Source organism: Dysgonomonas sp. ZJ709 (genome assembly GCF_011039195.1).
Classification (GTDB): domain Bacteria; phylum Bacteroidota; class Bacteroidia; order Bacteroidales; family Dysgonomonadaceae; genus Dysgonomonas.
Genome location: NZ_JAAKEM010000014.1, coordinates 12,309 through 30,051, shown reverse-complemented (window position 1 = coordinate 30,051; position 17,743 = coordinate 12,309). Strand labels below are relative to the sequence as shown.

Sequence of the window (17,743 nt, the reverse complement as noted above, 5' to 3'; positions counted from 1 at the left end):
TATCTGTAAATTTGACGTGAGTTATTTGAGGAAATACAGCGCAAAACGCAGAAATAGGCAGGTTACCAAATCGTTACCTCTACCGCTGATTATCCTTGCTTAAAGACTTCTATTCAATAACTTATCCCGAAAAGATAATTTAATAAAATAAAGATATGAGCAAAAAGATATATGTAACACAACCTGCGCTTCCCCCATTGGATGAGTTTATCCCTTATCTCGAAAAAATATGGGATAACAAATGGCTTACCAATAATGGTCCATTTCATCAGGAATTTGAAAAAGAACTAGCAGAGTATCTGGGTGTAAAACACATCTCTGTTTTCTCTAATGGTACATTGGCTTTGATTACTGCATTACAGGCCTTGCGTATTACTGGCGAAGTTATTACCACACCATTCAGCTTTGTGGCAACAACACATTCGCTATGGTGGAACAACATCAAGCCGGTATTTGTAGATATAGACGACAAACATTTCAATCTCGATCCGCAAAAGATAGAAGCAGCCATCACGCCGCAAACAACAGCTATCATGCCGGTACACGTGTATGGAAACCCATGTAATGTAGAAGAAATACAGCGAATTGCCGATATTTATGGGCTTCGTGTTATATATGATGCCGCCCATGCTTTCGGTGTAAAGAAAAACGGTGAATCTATTTTGAATTGGGGCGACCTATCTATACTTAGTTTTCATGCAACAAAAGTGTATAACACGGTTGAAGGTGGAGCGATTATCTGTCAGGATGAAAAAACAAAACAACGCATAGATCTCCTTAAGAACTTCGGATTTAAAGATGAGGTTACCGTCATAGAACCAGGTATCAATGCCAAAATGAATGAGATACAAGCAGCTTACGGCTCACTACAACTAAAATATGTAGACAGTTATATTGCCAAACGCAGAGAAATTGTAATGCTGTATAACAAACTACTGAAAGATGTCAAGGGTATCCAAGTAGTTGATGAAATGGACAATGTAGCTCATACTTACGCCTACTACCCGATATTAGTAAATACGCTGGAATATGGTATAAGCCGCGATGATTTGTATTACAAATTGCAGGAACATGATATAATAGGAAGACGTTACTTCTACCCACTTATAAGTGATTTCCCTACTTACAGAGGATTACCTTCGGCTAAAACAGATAACTTACCTATAGCGACTAAAGCAGCTAAAGAGGTTATTTGCTTACCAATATATCCCGAACTGGAGTTGAGCGATGTAGAAAGAATATGTAGTATAATTAAAAGTTACAAGCTGTGAGATTAGGCATAATGCAACCTTATTTTTTCCCTTATCTGGGATATTTCAGTCTGATTAAGCATACTGATAAATTTATACTGTTCGATCCTGTTCAGTTTATCAGACATGGCTGGATAGAAAGAAATAGGACTTTGAAACAAAACGAAGGCTGGCAATATATTCAGGCACCATTGGTGAAATATAGCCAAGATACACTTATCAAAGATATTGAGATAAATAACAGTACCGATTGGAAAGGTAAAATATTGGCGCAGTTGCAACATTACAAAAAAAAGTCGCCTTACTATTTTGCTACGATAAAAGTCCTTAACGATATTTTCAGTGAAGATTTTAATGATATAGTTTCGTTCAATTATGTATCGCTGAAAAAAGTTTGTGAATATATTGGAATAAATACACCGATTGAGATTTTCTCGAAAATGAATCTCGAAATAGAACCTGTCAATGCCCCCGACGAATGGGCACTGAATATATGCAAAGCGATAGGAAATGTTGACGAATACTGGAATCCGATAGGAGGAACATCTTTCTTTGACAGGGATAAATATGTGAAAAATAATCTCATATTGAAATTCCAGAATATGAAACTGGATGAATATAATCAGAACAGAGATACTTTCGAACCCGGTTTATCGATCATCGATGTTATGATGTTTAATTCTCCCGAAGAAATAAACAGAATGCTGGATAATTACGAATTAGTGTAAAAAATATGCTTGATACAACACTGATACATTTAGATAAATCCGCTAAAAGCAGTTCAGAACTAGCTGCTTATTACAGGCTATTAGATAAGTCTTTTGAGCCACCTTTAAGTTCGTATGTTGATATAGATGCTTATGCCGATAAATTGGTTAATAATGCTTATGTAGCTATTCTCAAGAATAAAGAAGAATTCATCGGTCTTTTTGCCGTATACATAAACGATCAGGAAAGAAAGACAGCATATTTATCATCTTTTGCTATCATGAATAAATATAAAGGTTTAGGTTATTCAGGATATCTCATAAATGAAATGACTAAAGTCGCAAAGTTATCAGGAATGCATAGAATACAACTCGAAGTAAAGTCATCGTATACACGCGCAATTAATTTTTATCAGAAGCATGGATTCAAAAGGAGCGATGAGAAAACAGCAGACAACTCTACATTCTATATGTATATGACTCTAACTGAAAACAATGACTAACGAGAAAGACATAATGGTATCAATCTGTATGGTTACTTACAACCATGAGAAGTTTATTGCGGAAGCAATAGATAGTATCGTTATGCAACAAACAAATTTCCAATTCGAACTTATAATAGGTGAAGATTGCGGTCCTGATAAGACTCGCGAGATTTGCATTGCTTATCAGCAAAAATATCCTGAAATTATTAAACTTAATTTTCAGGATAAGAATGTCGGTGCGCAACAAAATTTCATGAACACCTATAATCTTTGTAAGGGTAAATACATAGCTTTATGCGAAGGTGACGACTATTGGACAGATATGCATAAACTGCAAAAACAAGTCGATTTTCTCGAACAGCACTCCGATTTTGTAATGTGTGCCCACGCCTCTCAAACATATATGGATGGAGAATTTAAAGATTGTACGATTGATAAGTCAGTACTGACTTTCGACGATATTATAGCCGAAGACTGGGGTATAATGACTGCATCCATCCTCTTCAAGAAAGAGGCTTTCGATGTTCCCGAATGGTTCACTAAAATAAGAAATGGAGACTTCGGACTACAGCTACTATTATCCATAAAAGGGAAAATAGGCTATTTGTCCGACAATATGAGCGTCTATCGTCAACATCCGGGCGGTATATCTGCAACATTACAACCTCTCAATCAAGCGGCATGGCTCAGCTATTTACTGTATGAATTCGATAGATATACGAATCATAAATATAAAAAACAGATCAGAAAAAGAATAAAAAGACTGTATAACAAACAAATTTACTTTGCTAAATATTATCACCTTCGCAAAGCAAGAGTTATACTAACTTTGTTCCAAATAATGAGTCCTATAATCCCTTTTGCAATAAAAGACCTACGAAAATAAAAAATGAAATTATCTATTATAACGATCAATCTCAATGACAAAGATGGTTTACAACGAACTATCGAAAGTGTTATTTGTCAAAACTTTACCGATTATGAATTTATTATCATAGATGGTGGTTCTCAAGACGGTAGCATCGATATGATTGATCGGTACAAAGATAAGATCGCTTATTCGGTCAGCGAAAAAGATACAGGTATATATAATGCCATGAACAAAGGTATCAGACAGGCAAAAGGTGAATATTGCCATTTTCTTAATTCGGGCGATAGGCTTGCATCTAGCGATGTACTCAGCAAGATATTCGATAATGATCCCCACGATAGCTTTATCTGTGGAAACTTTATTACAGAGAAAAATAGAGTGTTGACCAAAGAAACTCCATATAAAAACAGAGATTGGACATTCTCTCTTTACGACATATACTCGGGCGACCTATGCCATCAGGCATTTTTTATTAAAGCAGACAATTTTACCAAATATGAACTATATAATGAGAGCTTTCGGATAACTTCCGATTGGCGACTCTTTTTTATTGCAATAGGTATTCATCATGAACCTGTTAAATATAAAAATGTAGACATTGTTATATACAATATGGAAGGCTTGAGTTCCCAGATAGGTGGGAAAGTGATTTATGAGGAAAGGAGAAAAACAGCACAAGAAGTTCTGTCTCAGAGCGTAGCTGATAAGCTGAACAGATTGTATTATCTTGAACAAAATAGCTATATTACTGATATTATCAAATCCCGCAAATGGATATCTTTCGCATTCCGTATTTTCTGTAAATTGGGAAAAATACTGGGATTTGTAAAAGAATAGTTTCGAGATTTAAAATAAAAACCTTTAGTTGGAGCAATAAATAATATCTATTTTTACCAGCTATTTCAAAAAACGTGATAAATGATAAAAAAGCATACTCTCGAAAGTTTAGTAAATGATAAATCTATTTTTATCATACTATTCTTCTATACTTTTTTATTACTGTTCTTCTGCTCAAAGATGTCTCCACTCTATCCTTTCAACGATTGGTCTGACATTAATCTTTACTTCAATATTGGGAAAAGTATATTTAACGGAAAAGTATTATACACAGAAGTATTTGATCATAAAGGACCTCTCATATTTTTCATTTACGGCTTCGGCTATCTGCTCTCAAACGATTCATTTATAGGAATGTATGTTATACAGGCAATAGTCTGGTTAATCATGGTTTATGCTGTTTACTTTACTTCCAGAATGTTTCTGGATAAAGTATACTCATTTATTGTCGCTCTTGCTTTTCCTGTTATCCTCCTTTCACACTCGCTTGACGGAGGTTCAGCTGAAGAATTTATTACTGCATTCATTGTCATCAGCCTATTCTACTTTATCACATATTTTAAAGAGAAGAACATCGCAATACATAAGCCTTCCTATATGTTTATCCACGGATTAATGTGTAGCATGGCTTTACTGATCAAACTGAATCTGGTTGTCTTCTGGATATTCCCACTTCTAGCTGTATTCATCAATATATTATTAAGTAAAGAATATCGAAATCTGTGGCTGAATATTCTAGCTTTCATCGGTGGGATGCTTGTTATTACTATCCCCATTTGCATATATCTTTTTATAAACGATGCGCTGACCGAATCGTACAATATCTATATACTGCTAAATAAAAGTTATGCTAAAATGAGTAGTATGAGCGATACTTTCGGATACCTTACAATCCGTTTTTATCAACGTCTGCGATTCGATCCTATCGAATTTACGATCATACTTATAGGAGCCATTTACTTCCCTATCAGATATATTAAGAATAGAATCGGGCAAATAGGACTGATACTTTCCTTCTGGTGTTTGTACACCGTTATATTCATGTCTCCCAACTATGTTTATTACTATTCCATACCCTATTATGTATATGCTATATTCGGATTTATTGTAATTGCAGACTATTTAAGTAAATATATAACAATCAGATATGCTTGGCATATTGCCATTATCTTTGCTTTTGTCGCTCTTTGTGGAGGTATTAGCAGAAAAAATTATTTCGAATACAGCACAGATGTACTGCTAAGACGGGGTGAAGATGAAAGTCTAAGAAATCAATTTGGCAAAATAATTGAAAAAGAGAAAGATTCCACACTTCTCAATCTTGGTCTTGATAGCGGTAACGGCCTATTTACGAAACTGAATATTTTCCCTAAACATAAATATTTTATTTCGCCCAACCTTCCCTATGAAATTTACCCTCAAATGCGGGACGAACAAACAAGATATATTGAAAATAGAGAAATAGAATTTATTATACTGGCTGATTACTCATTCAACTTTGAATATTTCAGAAGCTTACCTGCTTTAAACGATAATTATACGGTAGTAGATACCTATTTGGAGGACGATTTTAAGACCTATTATCTGTACAAAAGAAACGATTAATATATAATAAACATGCAACCATCTCTTTTTCTGATACCTGTTACATTAGGAGAAACAACGATAGAAAGAGTATTACCCTCTTACAACAAGGAAATTATTCTGCAAACAAAACATTTCATTGTAGAAAATATACGTACGGCTCGCCGTTTCCTCAAAAAAGTAGATGCGTCTATCGATATCGACGAACTTACATTCTACGAGCTGAATAAGCATACCAATCTCGAGCAAATAGAAACATACCTCACCCCTATCAGCAAAGGATTTCATATCGGAATTATTTCAGAGGCAGGCTGCCCCGCCATAGCTGATCCGGGTAGCGATATAGTCGCTATTGCTCAACGCAAGAATTATAATGTAATACCGCTCATTGGACCATCGTCTATTCTCCTATCACTTATGGCATCAGGATTTAATGGCCAGAGTTTTGCATTTCAGGGCTATCTTCCTGTCGATAGTGGCGAACGTGTAAAAAAGATAAAACAACTAGAGCACCGCATCCTAAACGAAGATCAGACTCAAATATTTATCGAAACACCTTATCGCAATTTAAAAATAGTAGAAGACCTTATTAAAAACTGTCCATCTTCTCTTAAACTCTGCATAGCCATGAATATCACTTGTGAAGATGAATATATCAAAACATTACCGGTGAAGGAGTGGTCTAAAAAGCTACCTGATATGGCAAAGAAGCCGTGTATCTTCCTCTTGTATAAATAGAATCTACATTTTATTTACTTATCTATATAGGTCAGCATATTTTGTTGCCTTAAATACCTATGCCTCAACCCAAAACATTTTTCCACAAAACCTCAACACAAACGAGCAAAAAGAAGTCAAATCAACAAATATTTTGATTTTTTGATTTTTATTTGAAATAAAATTGCACAAAAAGATATTTTGACATACTTTTACATCGTTAAGAATCACAAAGACAGATAAAGACCATATCTAGTATCATAATATAAATAAATATACGATTTTAACATCTATAAATATTTTAATTATGAAGACATCATTACTTACGAAGTCAGTCTACTTTTCCTTATTGGCATTCTTGCCAGTACTAGCAACAGCTCAAGATAAATTAAGTGCTAATCTCGGTGCCGACCTGGTTAGCTCATATGTTTGGCGAGGTATCAAACAAGGTGGTGGCGCAAGCATTCAACCAGCCTTAAATGCCAGCTATAAAAATTTCACTTTAGGCACATGGGGTTCAACCGACCTTGGAAATTCGGGAGCCAAAGAAATAGATTTTTATACATCTTACGAAAATTCGGGATTTAAATTTCTGGTTACCGATTATTGGTGGGACAGCGAAGCTGCTTTCCGCTACTTTAGTGCACCTACAGGCGGTAACGGTCATTATCTCGAACTAACGGCAAGTTACAGTTTTGCAGAATCTTTTCCGTTAAGTGTTTCATGGAACACTTTCGTATTAGGCAAAGGAAATAAAAAAGACAATGGTAATAACTCCTATTCCACATATATAGAGTTCGCATATCCTTTTACTATTGATAATCTAGAAATGGGAATTTCTACAGGATTTACACCTTGGAGCGGTGCTGTTTATAATACCGACGGCTTTGAATTCACCTCAATACAGTTAAGTGCTCTGAAAAATATAAAGATCACTGATAAAATAACACTACCCATATTCGGTAATCTAATAGCCAATCCTGCACATGAAGACATTCATTTCGTATTTGGCATCAAAATAAATTAAGTACAATAACAATAATGAATTATGAAAAAGATTGAAGCAATTATTCGCAAAGCAAAATTTAATGAAGTTCGTAAAGCTTTACACGAAGCCGATATAGAATTCTTATCATGGTGGGATGTAAAAGGACAAGGAAGTGCCCGCCAAGGGTTAATATTCAGAGGGATAGCCTATGATGTAAATGCAATCGACCGAATATTTATTTCGTTTGTTGTCAGAAACATCAACGTGGAAAAATCAATAGATGTGATACTTAAATCGGCGTATACAGGCGAAAGTGGAGATGGCAGAATCTTTGTTTCCAGTATCGAACAATCAATTCGTATTCGTACCGGTGATCATGGAGACGAATCGCTATACGACAAAGAAGATGAGAAATAGGATAGTAAAGATTTAGCTAAAATAATAAAGAAGAATATGAAACCAAGAATATTAAAATATATGGCAATACTGTTATTCGCATTCTCGATAGCAGTTGCAGCCCAAGATACAACACCTGTTGTAGCCGATAGCCTTACAACCACAATAGCAGTAATAGTACCCGCAGAGGAAGTTGCAGTTGTAGAAGAAGTAGCTCAATTAGATTCGGGAAATACTGCGTGGATTATTGTAGCAACTATTCTAGTAATGATGATGACAATTCCTGGATTAGCTCTTTTCTATGGTGGTTTAGTACGTCAAAAAAACGTGTTAAGCATTATAATGCAATGCTTAGTTATTACAGGAGTGATAAGTATACTCTGGATATCATTTGGATATAGTTGGGTATTCGGCACCGCTTTTATAGAATCAGGTAATCCTTTGAGTTTTATAATGGGTGGACTAGACAAAGTATTCCTACACGGAATAACACTCAACACATTAGTGCCGGGAGCAAATATACCTGAATTACTATTTGCACTCTTCCAATGTATGTTTGCCGTTATCACACCGGCTCTAATTATCGGTGCATTTGCCGAAAGAATTAAATTCTCGGGATTCCTTGTATTTACTATCTTATGGGCTATTATCGTTTACAATCCCATGGCTCACTGGGTATGGGGCGGTGGATGGCTACAACAAATGGGAGCTATTGATTTTGCAGGAGGTACAGTAGTACATATCAACGCCGGTATTTCGGCACTCGTTATGGCAATTATGCTTGGTCGCCGAAAAGGATACAGAACTACGGGACATCCCGTTACGCCACACAGCATACCATTGGTTTTTATCGGAACAGCACTATTGTGGGTAGGCTGGTTCGGCTTCAATGCAGGAAGCGGACTAGCTGCCGATGGCTTGGCTGCCAATGCATTCCTTGTAACACATTTCGCTACTGCTGTTGCTGCCACAGGATGGATGGCACTAGATTGGCTTATCAATAAGAAACCTACAGCAATCGGTTTTTGTACCGGAGCGGTTGCCGGGTTAGTTGCTATCACTCCTGCTGCCGGAACAGTAGATGTACTAGGAGCATTTTGTATAGGTCTGATCTCAACAATAATTTGCTACTGCATGGTTGCCTATGTAAAACCAAAACTGAAATACGACGATTCATTAGATGCCTTTGGCGTACATGGAATAGGTGGTATAGTCGGATCTATTCTTACAGGCGTATTTGCAACACAAACCATCACCGGTGCAGAAGGCGTGCAAGGAGCCTTATATGGCGACTGGAATCAATTATGGACACAAGTTATTGCTACCGGAGCTTCAATAGCATATAGTGCAATACTAACTATCATACTATTCTTTATTGTTAACAAAACGATCGGACTTAGAGTTACTAAGGATGACGAATCTATCGGTCTGGATATTTCACAACACGGTGAAATTGCTTACAGCGAAGATGAATAAATCGTATTCTTCTATCATTTAAACACGAAAAGCGAGAGGCATAAACCTCTCGCTTTTATTATAATGTAAAAAATGATTATAGTAATTTTTCTAAATATCCTGCCATTTCTTCTTGAAGTTTTTTAGCCTCAGCCGCTGCGGCATAAGTAAACTCAAGCGTATTATCTGCATAAATAATACCGCGAGAAGAATTTACCAACAGTCCACATTGGTCATTCATTCCGTATTTCACAACCTCAGCTAAACTTCCGCCTTGCGCTCCTACTCCCGGAACTAATAAAAAATGATTTGGAGCATGTTTTCGAATATCAGCAAACATTTCACCTCGAGTAGCACCAACCACAAACATCAACTGCTCATCGGTAGCCCACTCTTGCGACTTCTTCAAAACTTTCTCGAACAGGCGCTCACCATTAGCATCTTCTATTAGTTGAAAATCTTGTGAACCCTTGTTTGATGTCAATGCGAGCAGGATAATCCATTTATTCGGGTATTTAAGAAAAGGCTTAACGCTGTCTTCTCCCATATAAGGAGCAACAGTAACAGCACTTGCCTTAAGATGTTCAAATGCAGAGACTGCATACATTTCTGATGTATTACCAATATCTCCGCGTTTTGCGTCCAGAATAATAAATTGATCCGGATATTTAGTACGAATATATTCTATTGTTTTTTCTAATGCAAGAATACCCTTAATACCTAGACTTTCATAAAAAGCAGTATTCGGTTTATAAGCCACGCAGTATTTTGCAGTGGCATCTATTATCCCTTTATTAAATGCATAAATAGGATCCTCTTCCTCTAATAAATGAGCCGGTATTTTTTTTATATCTGAATCCAGTCCTACACATAGGAAAGACTTTTTCTTCTTTATATTTTCGAATAATTCTTGCTTAGTCATAACTTTATTTATTATAATTCACTCTCTTTCAAACGTTCTGTATTTTCAACTATTATCAACTGATCTATTATCGATTGGATATCACCGTCCATAATAGCTGATAAATTATACAATGTAAGGTTTATACGATGATCGGTAACCCGACCTTGAGGATAGTTATATGTTCTGATTTTGGCAGAGCGGTCTCCTGTCGAAACCATCGTTTTACGTTTAGAAGCTACCTCATCCAAATATTTTTGGTATTCCATATTGTAGATACGGCTACGTAACTCGACCATAGCTTTAGCCTTATTCTTCAACTGTGATTTTTCATCCTGACATTGAACTACAACCCCTGTAGGTATATGTACCAGACGTATCGCAGAATAAGTTGTATTTACCGATTGCCCACCGTTTCCTGATGCACAAAAAGTATCAACCCGAATATCCGATTCTTTTATTTCCACATCAAATTCTTCGGCCTCAGGCAAAACTGCAACAGTAGCAGCAGATGTATGTACACGACCTTGTGTTTCTGTAGCAGGAACACGCTGTACACGATGAACACCCGATTCATATTTTAATATACCGTAAACACCTTCACCTGCTACGGTAAATATTATCTCTTTAAATCCACCCGAAGTACCTTCGGTAAGACTTGTTATTTCAGTTTTCCAACCTTTCGATTCGCAGTATTTAGTGTACATACGATAAAGATCACCTGCAAAAATCGCAGCCTCATCACCACCTGTACCACCTCTAATCTCAACAATAGCATTTTTAGCATCCTCCGGATCGGCAGGAACAAGCAGCAGTTTTATCTCTTCTTCTAATACAGGTAATCGACTATTAGATTCCTCCAGTTCTTCTTTCGCAATCTCTCTTAGTTCCGGATCACTTTCTGCGTCCAGAATTTGTTTTGCTTCAGCTATATTTGATAAGACTTGCTGATACTCTTTACGAGCATTAGCAATCTTCTCCAGATCGCGATATTCTTTAGTCAACTTGACATACCGCTTCATATCACTAATAATATTAGGATCAGTAATTAGTTTCCCAATCTCTTCGAAACGGATTACTAAAACATCAAGTTTTTCTAATAAAGATAATTGAGTCATTCTGTATAGTTAGTCTCTAAATTTTATTCGAGTGCAAATGTAAGGAAAAAGGTTAATATAAACCGCAAAGGCAAAAGCAGAAGTGGAAAAATAAAAAAAAGAAAGCCCGCGAAATCCTTCGCAGACTTTCCAACCTTAACACAAACTTTACAAAACTACACAATAGAGTTGATTGCAGTCTGATAATCCGGTTCAACCGTAGTCTCAGGAACCAACTCTGTGTACGATATATTTCCTTCGGGATTAACAACTACCACTGAGCGAGCCAAAAGACCTTTCAATGGACCATCGATTGTTAATACACCATAATTTTTAGCAAATTCAGGATTTCTGAATACAGAAACTGGAATTACATTTTCAATTCCTTCTGTTGTACAGAAACGTCCACTAGCAAAAGGCAAATCAGCCGACACTGCTAGAATGACTGTGTTAGATAAACCTGCAGCCTCTTTGTTGAATCTTCTAACAGAAGAAGCACACACTCCGGTATCCAAACTTGGGAAAATATTCAGAACAACATATTTACCTTTCAAATCTGCAAGAGATAATTCAGATAAATCATTCTTCACTAACGTAAATGCAGGAGCAACTGTACCCACTTTAGGTAAGTCTCCGCTTGTATTTACATTTGCACCTTTGAATGTTATTGTTGCCATATCATTTTCATTATTACATTACAAATATAGTGTTTCTTTTCGTCAGAGCAATACTTTGAAGCTTTTTTCCACAATAAATTCACACTTTTTTACATTAGCTTTTTAGTCGAACTCTTTAGCGAGATATTCAGCTGTAAAACTACCCTTCACTTTGATTATATCTTCGGGCTTCCCTTTAGCAATAAGGGTTCCACCCCCAGCCCCACCATCTGGACCCATATCTATAATATAATCAGCACTTTTAATTATATCCTGATTATGTTCTATGACAATTACAGTATTACCTCTGTCCACCAATTTATTCAAAACACCGAGCAAAACCCTGATATCTTCGAAGTGGAGTCCGGTAGTCGGCTCATCAAGTATATATATAGTATTCCCTGTATCTACGCGAGCTAATTCTGTAGCAAGTTTCACTCTTTGGGATTCTCCTCCTGATAAGGTAGTAGATGGCTGCCCCAATTTTATATAGCCAAGCCCTACTTCTTGCAGTACTCTTATCTTATTTAATATTACCGGAACGTTTTCAAAAAACTCGACCGCCATATTAATTGTCATATCCAATACATCGGCAATAGATCTACCTTTGAAACGGACTTCGAGTGTTTCCCTATTATAACGTTTACCATGACATTCCTCACAAGGAACAAAAACATCCGGTAAAAAATTCATACCTATCACCTTGTAGCCATTCCCTCCGCATACTTCGCAACGCCCTTCTTTTACATTAAAAGAAAAACGTCCCGGTTTATACCCTCTGATTTTCGATTCCGGCAGATTAACAAACAAATTTCTTATATCTGAAAATACACCTGTATATGTAGCCGGATTAGAACGAGGCGTACGACCGATTGGCGATTGATCGACACTTATTACTTTATCAACGTTGTCAATCCCCTCTATTGTTTTATAGGGCAATGGATCAGCTAATGACTTATATAAATGCTGACTCAATATCGGTTGCAATGTCGCATTTATCAAACTTGATTTTCCACTACCCGATACCCCTGTCACACAAATAAATGTGTTAAGAGGAAAACTGGCTGTCACATTCTTTAGGTTATGACCTGTAGCTCCCTTAAGTGTTATCTTTTTGCCGTTTCCTGTTCTTCTTTTCTTGGGAATTTCTATTTCCTGTCTTCCATTCAGATAATCGGATGTAAGCGTATTGGCTTTAAGCATTTCCGCCGGAGTGCCCGAGAACACGACTTTGCCACCTCTACGCCCGGCATACGGTCCCATATCAACAACATAGTCTGCTTCAAGCATAATTTCTTTATCATGCTCTACTACCACAACAGAGTTCCCTGTATCACGTAATTTCTTTAACGAATCTATTAATCGAGTATTATCACGCTGATGCAGACCAATACTTGGCTCATCTAATATATACAGGACATTTACCAGCTGCGAGCCTATTTGAGTAGCTAAACGTATGCGTTGGCTTTCCCCTCCTGACAGTGTTACTGATGATCTATTCAACGAAAGATAATTTAACCCGACATCCAACAAGAAAGTAAGACGAGACAGAATTTCTTTTTTTACTTCCGAAGCAATGGCTGCCTGTCTGCCAGATATATGTTTATCAACATCCTGTATCCAATTATACAGTTCCTGAATATCCATATTGGCAAGTTCAGCTATATTCTTTCCATTAAGCCTATAGTGAAGCGCTTCTTTGTTTAATCGCTGCCCATCACAATCAGGGCAGGTTCCTGTCTTCACAAACTGCTCCGCCCACTTTTGAGCCGAAGCCGAGGCTTCACTCTCCTGCTGCATCGATATATACTTTGCAACACCTTCGAAAGCTATTGTATAATTTGACGCACCTCCAAGAGATTCATTCTTAATCTGCAATTGCTCGTCAGTACCGAACATTATGTCATTCATCGCCTCTTCGGGAATATCCTTGATCGGCGTTTTGATCGTAACTCCATACTTTTCACAAATAGCTTCTATCTGCCAAAAAAACAAATAGTTCTTATATTTGCCCAATGGTGTTATACCTCCGGCATAAATACTCAACTGAGGCTTCGGCACAATCTTATCCATATCGATCTGATTGATGACCCCAAGTCCTTTACATCGAGGGCATGCTCCATAAGGCGAATTGAACGAGAACGTATTTGGCGCAGGCTCGCTATACGACAAACCTGTAGACGGGCACATTAACTGACGACTAAAATGACGTACCTCTTCGGTTTCTACGTCTTCAATCAGAATAAGACCATCTCCCTGCTTCATCGCTACACGAAGGCTTTTCTTTAGATTGTCGACATGTTTATTCGATACAACCATTTTATCGATAAGCACTTCGATATTATGAATTTTATATCGATCGACACGCATACCCGGAAGTATTTCGCGGATAACGCCATCGACACGAACAGTAAGATACCCCTTCTTGCTTATTTGCTCAAACAACTCCTTGTAATGACCTTTACGGCTACGAACAACAGGAGCCAGTAAATATATCTTCTTCCCTATATACCTCTCCAGAATAAGTTCCAGAATCTGATCTTCGGTATATTTCACCATTTTCTCTCCGGTGAGATATGAATATGCTTCTCCGGCACGTGCATAAAGCAAACGCAGGAAGTCATATATTTCGGTGGTAGTTCCCACTGTAGAACGGGGATTACGATTGGTTGTTTTTTGTTCTATAGATATAACGGGACTGAGTCCTGTTATTTTATCAACATCAGGACGCTCCATTCCGCCCAAGAAACTACGGGCATAAGCTGAAAATGTTTCTATATATCGGCGTTGACCTTCTGCAAAAATTGTATCAAAGGCTAATGATGATTTGCCACTACCACTCAGACCGGTGATAACGACCAATGAATCACGAGGAATTTCTACATCAATATTTTTTAAGTTGTGAACACGTGCACCATACACGTTTATTTTCTCTTTTTCCTCTACTTGTTCTGTTTCCATTTAATAAAAAGACGTGCTTTATATTACTAGTTATCAATCTTGTGTAATCCAATTCTTATCATGAACTTTCACCTGGTCACCTTTTTTGTAATAAAGGGATTGCTGGCTAGGTATAAGAATTGTATATGATCTTTGGCTTTTAGGCGAAATCGTCAGTTTCCTGTCGCGAAGCCACGAATTAAAATCTTTCAATTGTGCGTAAGTAAGTCCGTTATCTTTAGCAAAAGCTGCTAAATCGGGAATGGATTCAGTTATCTCAACCGATTTAAACTCCATTGGTTTATATAGCTGATTTGCCGTTAATACGAAACCATATTTGTATGGACTCTCAAAAAGTTGTTTTATAGCCAACATGCGGAAATAATAACGCGATGTTTCATCTACAAGCCAAAGATCTAAGCCATCTTCTACTTGTTGTTTATCCAATTCGCCACTAATTCGCCCTTGCCCTGCATTGTAAGAAAGAGCCACACTAGCCCAACTACCGTATTTGTTATATGCCTGTTTGAAATATTTACAAGCCGCCTCGGTTGACTTCTCTACCGAGTATCTCTCATCAACCTCCGAACCTACTTCCAGCCCATACGATGGTGCTGTCTTCGGCATAAACTGCCATAGCCCTGCTGCTCCTGCAGAAGATACCGCACGATGATTCAAGCTACTTTCTATAACAGCCAGATATTTAAAATCTTCGGGTATTCCATTTGCTTTAAGAATAGGTTCGATAATTGGAAAATAACGATTTGCTTTCTTTATTAACAACATTGTTGTCGAATGCAAATAAGTGAATCCGTTTATCTCTCTATCGTAGCGCTCATGCAGATCATATCTGTCCAAATCGAGATCTTCGCCTGCAAACGATACTTTATGAGGTACATCTATCGATTTTGTCATCGACAAAACATAAGGTGTCTTTGTTTCAACTTCTACTTTGCTGTTATTTGACAAGAGAAAGACAGCTAACACACAGATACAAACACCCGGTATAATGAACAATGCTATTTTTTTCATAAAATAAAATTATTAAACCGCATCTCCAATAGATACATCTATCAAAGATACGGCTTTTATTTCGTAAAATAAAGATACCGACAAGAACTTACATACCCTTTACAACCCAGATATTACAGTCTGGATAAAGCGTTTGAAGGGCTTTAACGTCTTCGTTAAATATTCCAAAAACGGAAGAGCCTGATCCTGTCATAGATGCATACAAAGCACCATGCTTATACATTGTCTCTTTTATCTCATTGATTAGAGGATATTTAGCAACAACACTTTTCTCAAAATCATTTATCATCAAGTCCCTCCATTCTGTCAAGGGTCTCTTTATTATCTCTTTAAGAGACACACTCGGTTCTAAAGGCTTTATTTGAGCAAAAGCGTCTTTTGTAGACACATGAATATCCGGTTTAATCAATATAAGCGTATAATCTTTAAGGGATAACTCCACGTCTTCGAAAACCTCTCCTATCCCAGTTGCAAACATCGGTCGATTGTAAATAAAAAATGGACAATCAGCCCCTAAATGAACAGCAATATCGGCTAGTTCTTTATCAGACGCCCCAAGATCGAAAGTCTTATTTATCAACTTCAACATAAAAGAAGCATCTGCTGAGCCACCGCCTAAACCGGCTCCAAAGGGTATTTTCTTAAGTAAATGAACTTCCAACGAAGTAAATTCATATTTCCTTCGCATTAACTTAAGCGTCTTTATTACCAGATTACTTTCCGGTGCAGCATCAACTTTAATACCTGCTTCGATAAAAATATCTTCTGACTGATCTTCTTTAACAATAATCTCTAAAGCATCTTTTATTGCAATAGGATAAAAAACTGTTTCGAGATTATGATAACCGTCTTCTCGTTTAGATACAATATTTAATCCGAGATTTATTTTTGCATTGGGGAAACAAATCATATACGATCTTTATTTTATACAAGCTTTTTAATCAAAGCTTCTTTATCACCATAAATATAGTCGATAACAGGAACTTCGATCATTGTATACGCTCCCGGTCTTTGCTTCATAGCTGCACGTGCCGAAGCTACGAGTACCTGAGCTGTGAGAGCAGGATTATTGATTTTCATATTAAAGTCTAAAAGTTGATTTTGGGTAGTACCCGAAACTCCTTTGCGTACCATATTTACACCGTGTCCCATATCCTTAAGATCATCAACACAATCTACTTGTTTCACATGTGTTTCGTCGTTAACAAAATAATCGTCAGATTTAATTGCTGCCGCAACTTCTTCAAAATTATAACCATTTTCAACTTCGATATACACCATACGGCGATGAATACTCGTTCCCAAAGGAATAGTCATAGACAGTGCTGCTTTCACTCCTTTTATAGCTTTTACAGCTACTGTATGCCCCATACTCATACCCGGACCAAAGTTGGTATAGGTTACACCCTTAGGTGCCATAAATTCCATCATCGAACGCACCATAGAATCTGTTCCCGGATCCCAGCCTGCCGAGATTATTGAAACAGTATTGTTTGCCACAGCAACAGCATTTAATTCTTTGCGAAGATTTACGATGCCACCATGAATGTCATAACTATCAACAGTGTTGATACCAGCTGTTAAACATTCTTTAGCGTAAATCTCTACGCTACGTGTCGGAGTACAAAGTATTGCTACGTCTACATCGTTCAGTTCAGCAACTGTTTTTACTACGGTATATTTACTTATTTCCTCAGGAATATTAGCCGGATCACGACGAACAATACCTGCTACTTCAAAATCGGGAGACGCTACTATTGCATCTAAAACGTATTTACCAATGTTGCCATACCCAACGATGGCTGCTCTAAGCTTCTTCATTCTATT

General features: G+C 37.1%; 17 protein-coding genes. 10 read left to right on the top strand and 7 right to left on the bottom strand.

Features of this window, described 5'->3' with window-relative positions; translation table 11 throughout:
* Positions 1–155: 155 nt before the first annotated feature.
* From G7Y56_RS10830 to G7Y56_RS10785, 10 genes are all read left to right on the top strand, one after another.
* A complete protein-coding gene (locus tag G7Y56_RS10830; RefSeq protein ID WP_165043364.1) occupies positions 156–1,271 on the top strand; it encodes a DegT/DnrJ/EryC1/StrS aminotransferase family protein in 1,116 nt (371 codons plus the stop codon).
* Positions 1,268–1,978 carry a WbqC family protein gene (locus G7Y56_RS10825; RefSeq protein WP_221412131.1) on the top strand — a complete coding sequence of 237 codons (711 nt, stop codon included), beginning with the start codon at positions 1,268–1,270 and terminating at the stop codon, positions 1,976–1,978. The genes G7Y56_RS10830 and G7Y56_RS10825 overlap by 4 nt, the downstream gene beginning before the upstream one ends.
* Positions 1,979–1,983: 5 nt before the next feature.
* Positions 1,984–2,460, top strand: a complete 477-nt coding sequence (locus G7Y56_RS10820) for a GNAT family N-acetyltransferase (RefSeq protein ID WP_165043362.1) — start codon at positions 1,984–1,986, stop codon at positions 2,458–2,460.
* Positions 2,453–3,328, top strand: a complete 876-nt coding sequence (locus G7Y56_RS10815; protein ID WP_255498726.1) for a glycosyltransferase — start codon at positions 2,453–2,455, stop codon at positions 3,326–3,328. The genes G7Y56_RS10820 and G7Y56_RS10815 overlap by 8 nt, the downstream gene beginning before the upstream one ends.
* A 3-nt stretch (positions 3,329–3,331) precedes the next feature.
* A complete protein-coding gene (locus tag G7Y56_RS10810; RefSeq protein ID WP_165043360.1) occupies positions 3,332–4,150 on the top strand; it encodes a glycosyltransferase family 2 protein in 819 nt (272 codons plus the stop codon).
* 81 nt (positions 4,151–4,231) lie between these two features.
* Positions 4,232–5,755: a glycosyltransferase family 39 protein gene (locus G7Y56_RS10805; protein ID WP_165043358.1), complete on the top strand. Its 1,524-nt coding sequence runs from the start codon at positions 4,232–4,234 to the stop codon at positions 5,753–5,755.
* A gap of 12 nt (positions 5,756–5,767) precedes the next feature.
* Positions 5,768–6,472 carry an SAM-dependent methyltransferase gene (locus G7Y56_RS10800; RefSeq protein WP_165043356.1) on the top strand — a complete coding sequence of 235 codons (705 nt, stop codon included), beginning with the start codon at positions 5,768–5,770 and terminating at the stop codon, positions 6,470–6,472.
* A 286-nt stretch (positions 6,473–6,758) separates the two neighbouring features.
* Positions 6,759–7,478: a hypothetical protein gene (locus tag G7Y56_RS10795; protein WP_165043354.1), complete on the top strand. Its 720-nt coding sequence runs from the start codon at positions 6,759–6,761 to the stop codon at positions 7,476–7,478.
* Positions 7,479–7,499: 21 nt separating this feature from the next.
* Positions 7,500–7,856 (top strand): P-II family nitrogen regulator, encoded by a 357-nt coding sequence (locus G7Y56_RS10790; RefSeq protein ID WP_165024566.1) that lies wholly within the window; start codon positions 7,500–7,502, stop codon positions 7,854–7,856.
* A gap of 36 nt (positions 7,857–7,892) precedes the next feature.
* The gene (locus G7Y56_RS10785; RefSeq protein WP_165043352.1) at positions 7,893–9,311 is read left to right on the top strand and encodes an ammonium transporter; all 1,419 of its coding nucleotides are present in this window, start codon (positions 7,893–7,895) and stop codon (positions 9,309–9,311) included.
* Between the two features lie 76 nt (positions 9,312–9,387).
* Here the strand turns inward: G7Y56_RS10785 and pyrF are convergent, their stop codons facing one another.
* The 7 genes from pyrF to G7Y56_RS10750 all read right to left on the bottom strand — a co-directional run bounded on the left by pyrF (position 9,388) and on the right by G7Y56_RS10750 (position 17,737).
* Positions 9,388–10,212, bottom strand: coding sequence for an orotidine-5'-phosphate decarboxylase (gene pyrF / locus G7Y56_RS10780; protein WP_165024573.1), 825 nt, complete (start codon positions 10,210–10,212; stop codon positions 9,388–9,390).
* Between the two features lie 11 nt (positions 10,213–10,223).
* On the bottom strand, positions 10,224–11,309 hold the full coding sequence (gene prfA, locus G7Y56_RS10775; RefSeq protein ID WP_165024580.1) for a peptide chain release factor 1: 1,086 nt from the start codon (positions 11,307–11,309) through the stop codon (positions 10,224–10,226).
* A 155-nt stretch (positions 11,310–11,464) separates the two neighbouring features.
* A complete protein-coding gene (tpx, locus tag G7Y56_RS10770; RefSeq protein WP_165024582.1) occupies positions 11,465–11,965 on the bottom strand; it encodes a thiol peroxidase in 501 nt (166 codons plus the stop codon).
* 102 nt (positions 11,966–12,067) lie between these two features.
* Positions 12,068–14,905: an excinuclease ABC subunit UvrA gene (gene uvrA / locus G7Y56_RS10765; RefSeq protein ID WP_165043350.1), complete on the bottom strand. Its 2,838-nt coding sequence runs from the start codon at positions 14,903–14,905 to the stop codon at positions 12,068–12,070.
* A 33-nt stretch (positions 14,906–14,938) separates the two neighbouring features.
* Entirely contained in the window at positions 14,939–15,916 is a 978-nt protein-coding gene (locus tag G7Y56_RS10760; protein WP_165024587.1) for a lytic transglycosylase domain-containing protein, read from the bottom strand.
* An 88-nt stretch (positions 15,917–16,004) separates the two neighbouring features.
* Positions 16,005–16,826, bottom strand: a complete 822-nt coding sequence (gene ispE / locus G7Y56_RS10755; RefSeq protein ID WP_165043348.1) for a 4-(cytidine 5'-diphospho)-2-C-methyl-D-erythritol kinase — start codon at positions 16,824–16,826, stop codon at positions 16,005–16,007.
* A gap of 14 nt (positions 16,827–16,840) precedes the next feature.
* Positions 16,841–17,737, bottom strand: coding sequence for a diaminopimelate dehydrogenase (locus G7Y56_RS10750; protein WP_165043346.1), 897 nt, complete (start codon positions 17,735–17,737; stop codon positions 16,841–16,843).
* Positions 17,738–17,743 lie beyond the last annotated feature (6 nt).

Bases quoted from the DNA above. Each gene is read 5' to 3' on its own strand.
- G7Y56_RS10830 (WP_165043364.1), top strand. From the start codon at position 156: ATGAGCAAAAAGATATATGTAACACAACCTGCGCTTCCCCCATTGGAT.
- G7Y56_RS10800 (WP_165043356.1), top strand. From the start codon at position 5,768: ATGCAACCATCTCTTTTTCTGATACCTGTTACATTAGGAGAAACAACG.
- G7Y56_RS10785 (WP_165043352.1), top strand. From the start codon at position 7,893: ATGAAACCAAGAATATTAAAATATATGGCAATACTGTTATTCGCATTC.
- ispE (WP_165043348.1), bottom strand. From the start codon at position 16,826: ATGATTTGTTTCCCCAATGCAAAAATAAATCTCGGATTAAATATTGTA.
- prfA (WP_165024580.1), bottom strand. From the start codon at position 11,309: ATGACTCAATTATCTTTATTAGAAAAACTTGATGTTTTAGTAATCCGT.
- G7Y56_RS10760 (WP_165024587.1), bottom strand. From the start codon at position 15,916: ATGAAAAAAATAGCATTGTTCATTATACCGGGTGTTTGTATCTGTGTG.
- G7Y56_RS10790 (WP_165024566.1), top strand. From the start codon at position 7,500: ATGAAAAAGATTGAAGCAATTATTCGCAAAGCAAAATTTAATGAAGTT.
- G7Y56_RS10805 (WP_165043358.1), top strand. From the start codon at position 4,232: ATGATAAAAAAGCATACTCTCGAAAGTTTAGTAAATGATAAATCTATT.
- G7Y56_RS10795 (WP_165043354.1), top strand. From the start codon at position 6,759: ATGAAGACATCATTACTTACGAAGTCAGTCTACTTTTCCTTATTGGCA.
- tpx (WP_165024582.1), bottom strand. From the start codon at position 11,965: ATGGCAACAATAACATTCAAAGGTGCAAATGTAAATACAAGCGGAGAC.
- G7Y56_RS10815 (WP_255498726.1), top strand. From the start codon at position 2,453: ATGACTAACGAGAAAGACATAATGGTATCAATCTGTATGGTTACTTAC.
- G7Y56_RS10750 (WP_165043346.1), bottom strand. From the start codon at position 17,737: ATGAAGAAGCTTAGAGCAGCCATCGTTGGGTATGGCAACATTGGTAAA.
- pyrF (WP_165024573.1), bottom strand. From the start codon at position 10,212: ATGACTAAGCAAGAATTATTCGAAAATATAAAGAAGAAAAAGTCTTTC.
- G7Y56_RS10820 (WP_165043362.1), top strand. From the start codon at position 1,984: ATGCTTGATACAACACTGATACATTTAGATAAATCCGCTAAAAGCAGT.
- G7Y56_RS10810 (WP_165043360.1), top strand. From the start codon at position 3,332: ATGAAATTATCTATTATAACGATCAATCTCAATGACAAAGATGGTTTA.
- uvrA (WP_165043350.1), bottom strand. From the start codon at position 14,905: ATGGAAACAGAACAAGTAGAGGAAAAAGAGAAAATAAACGTGTATGGT.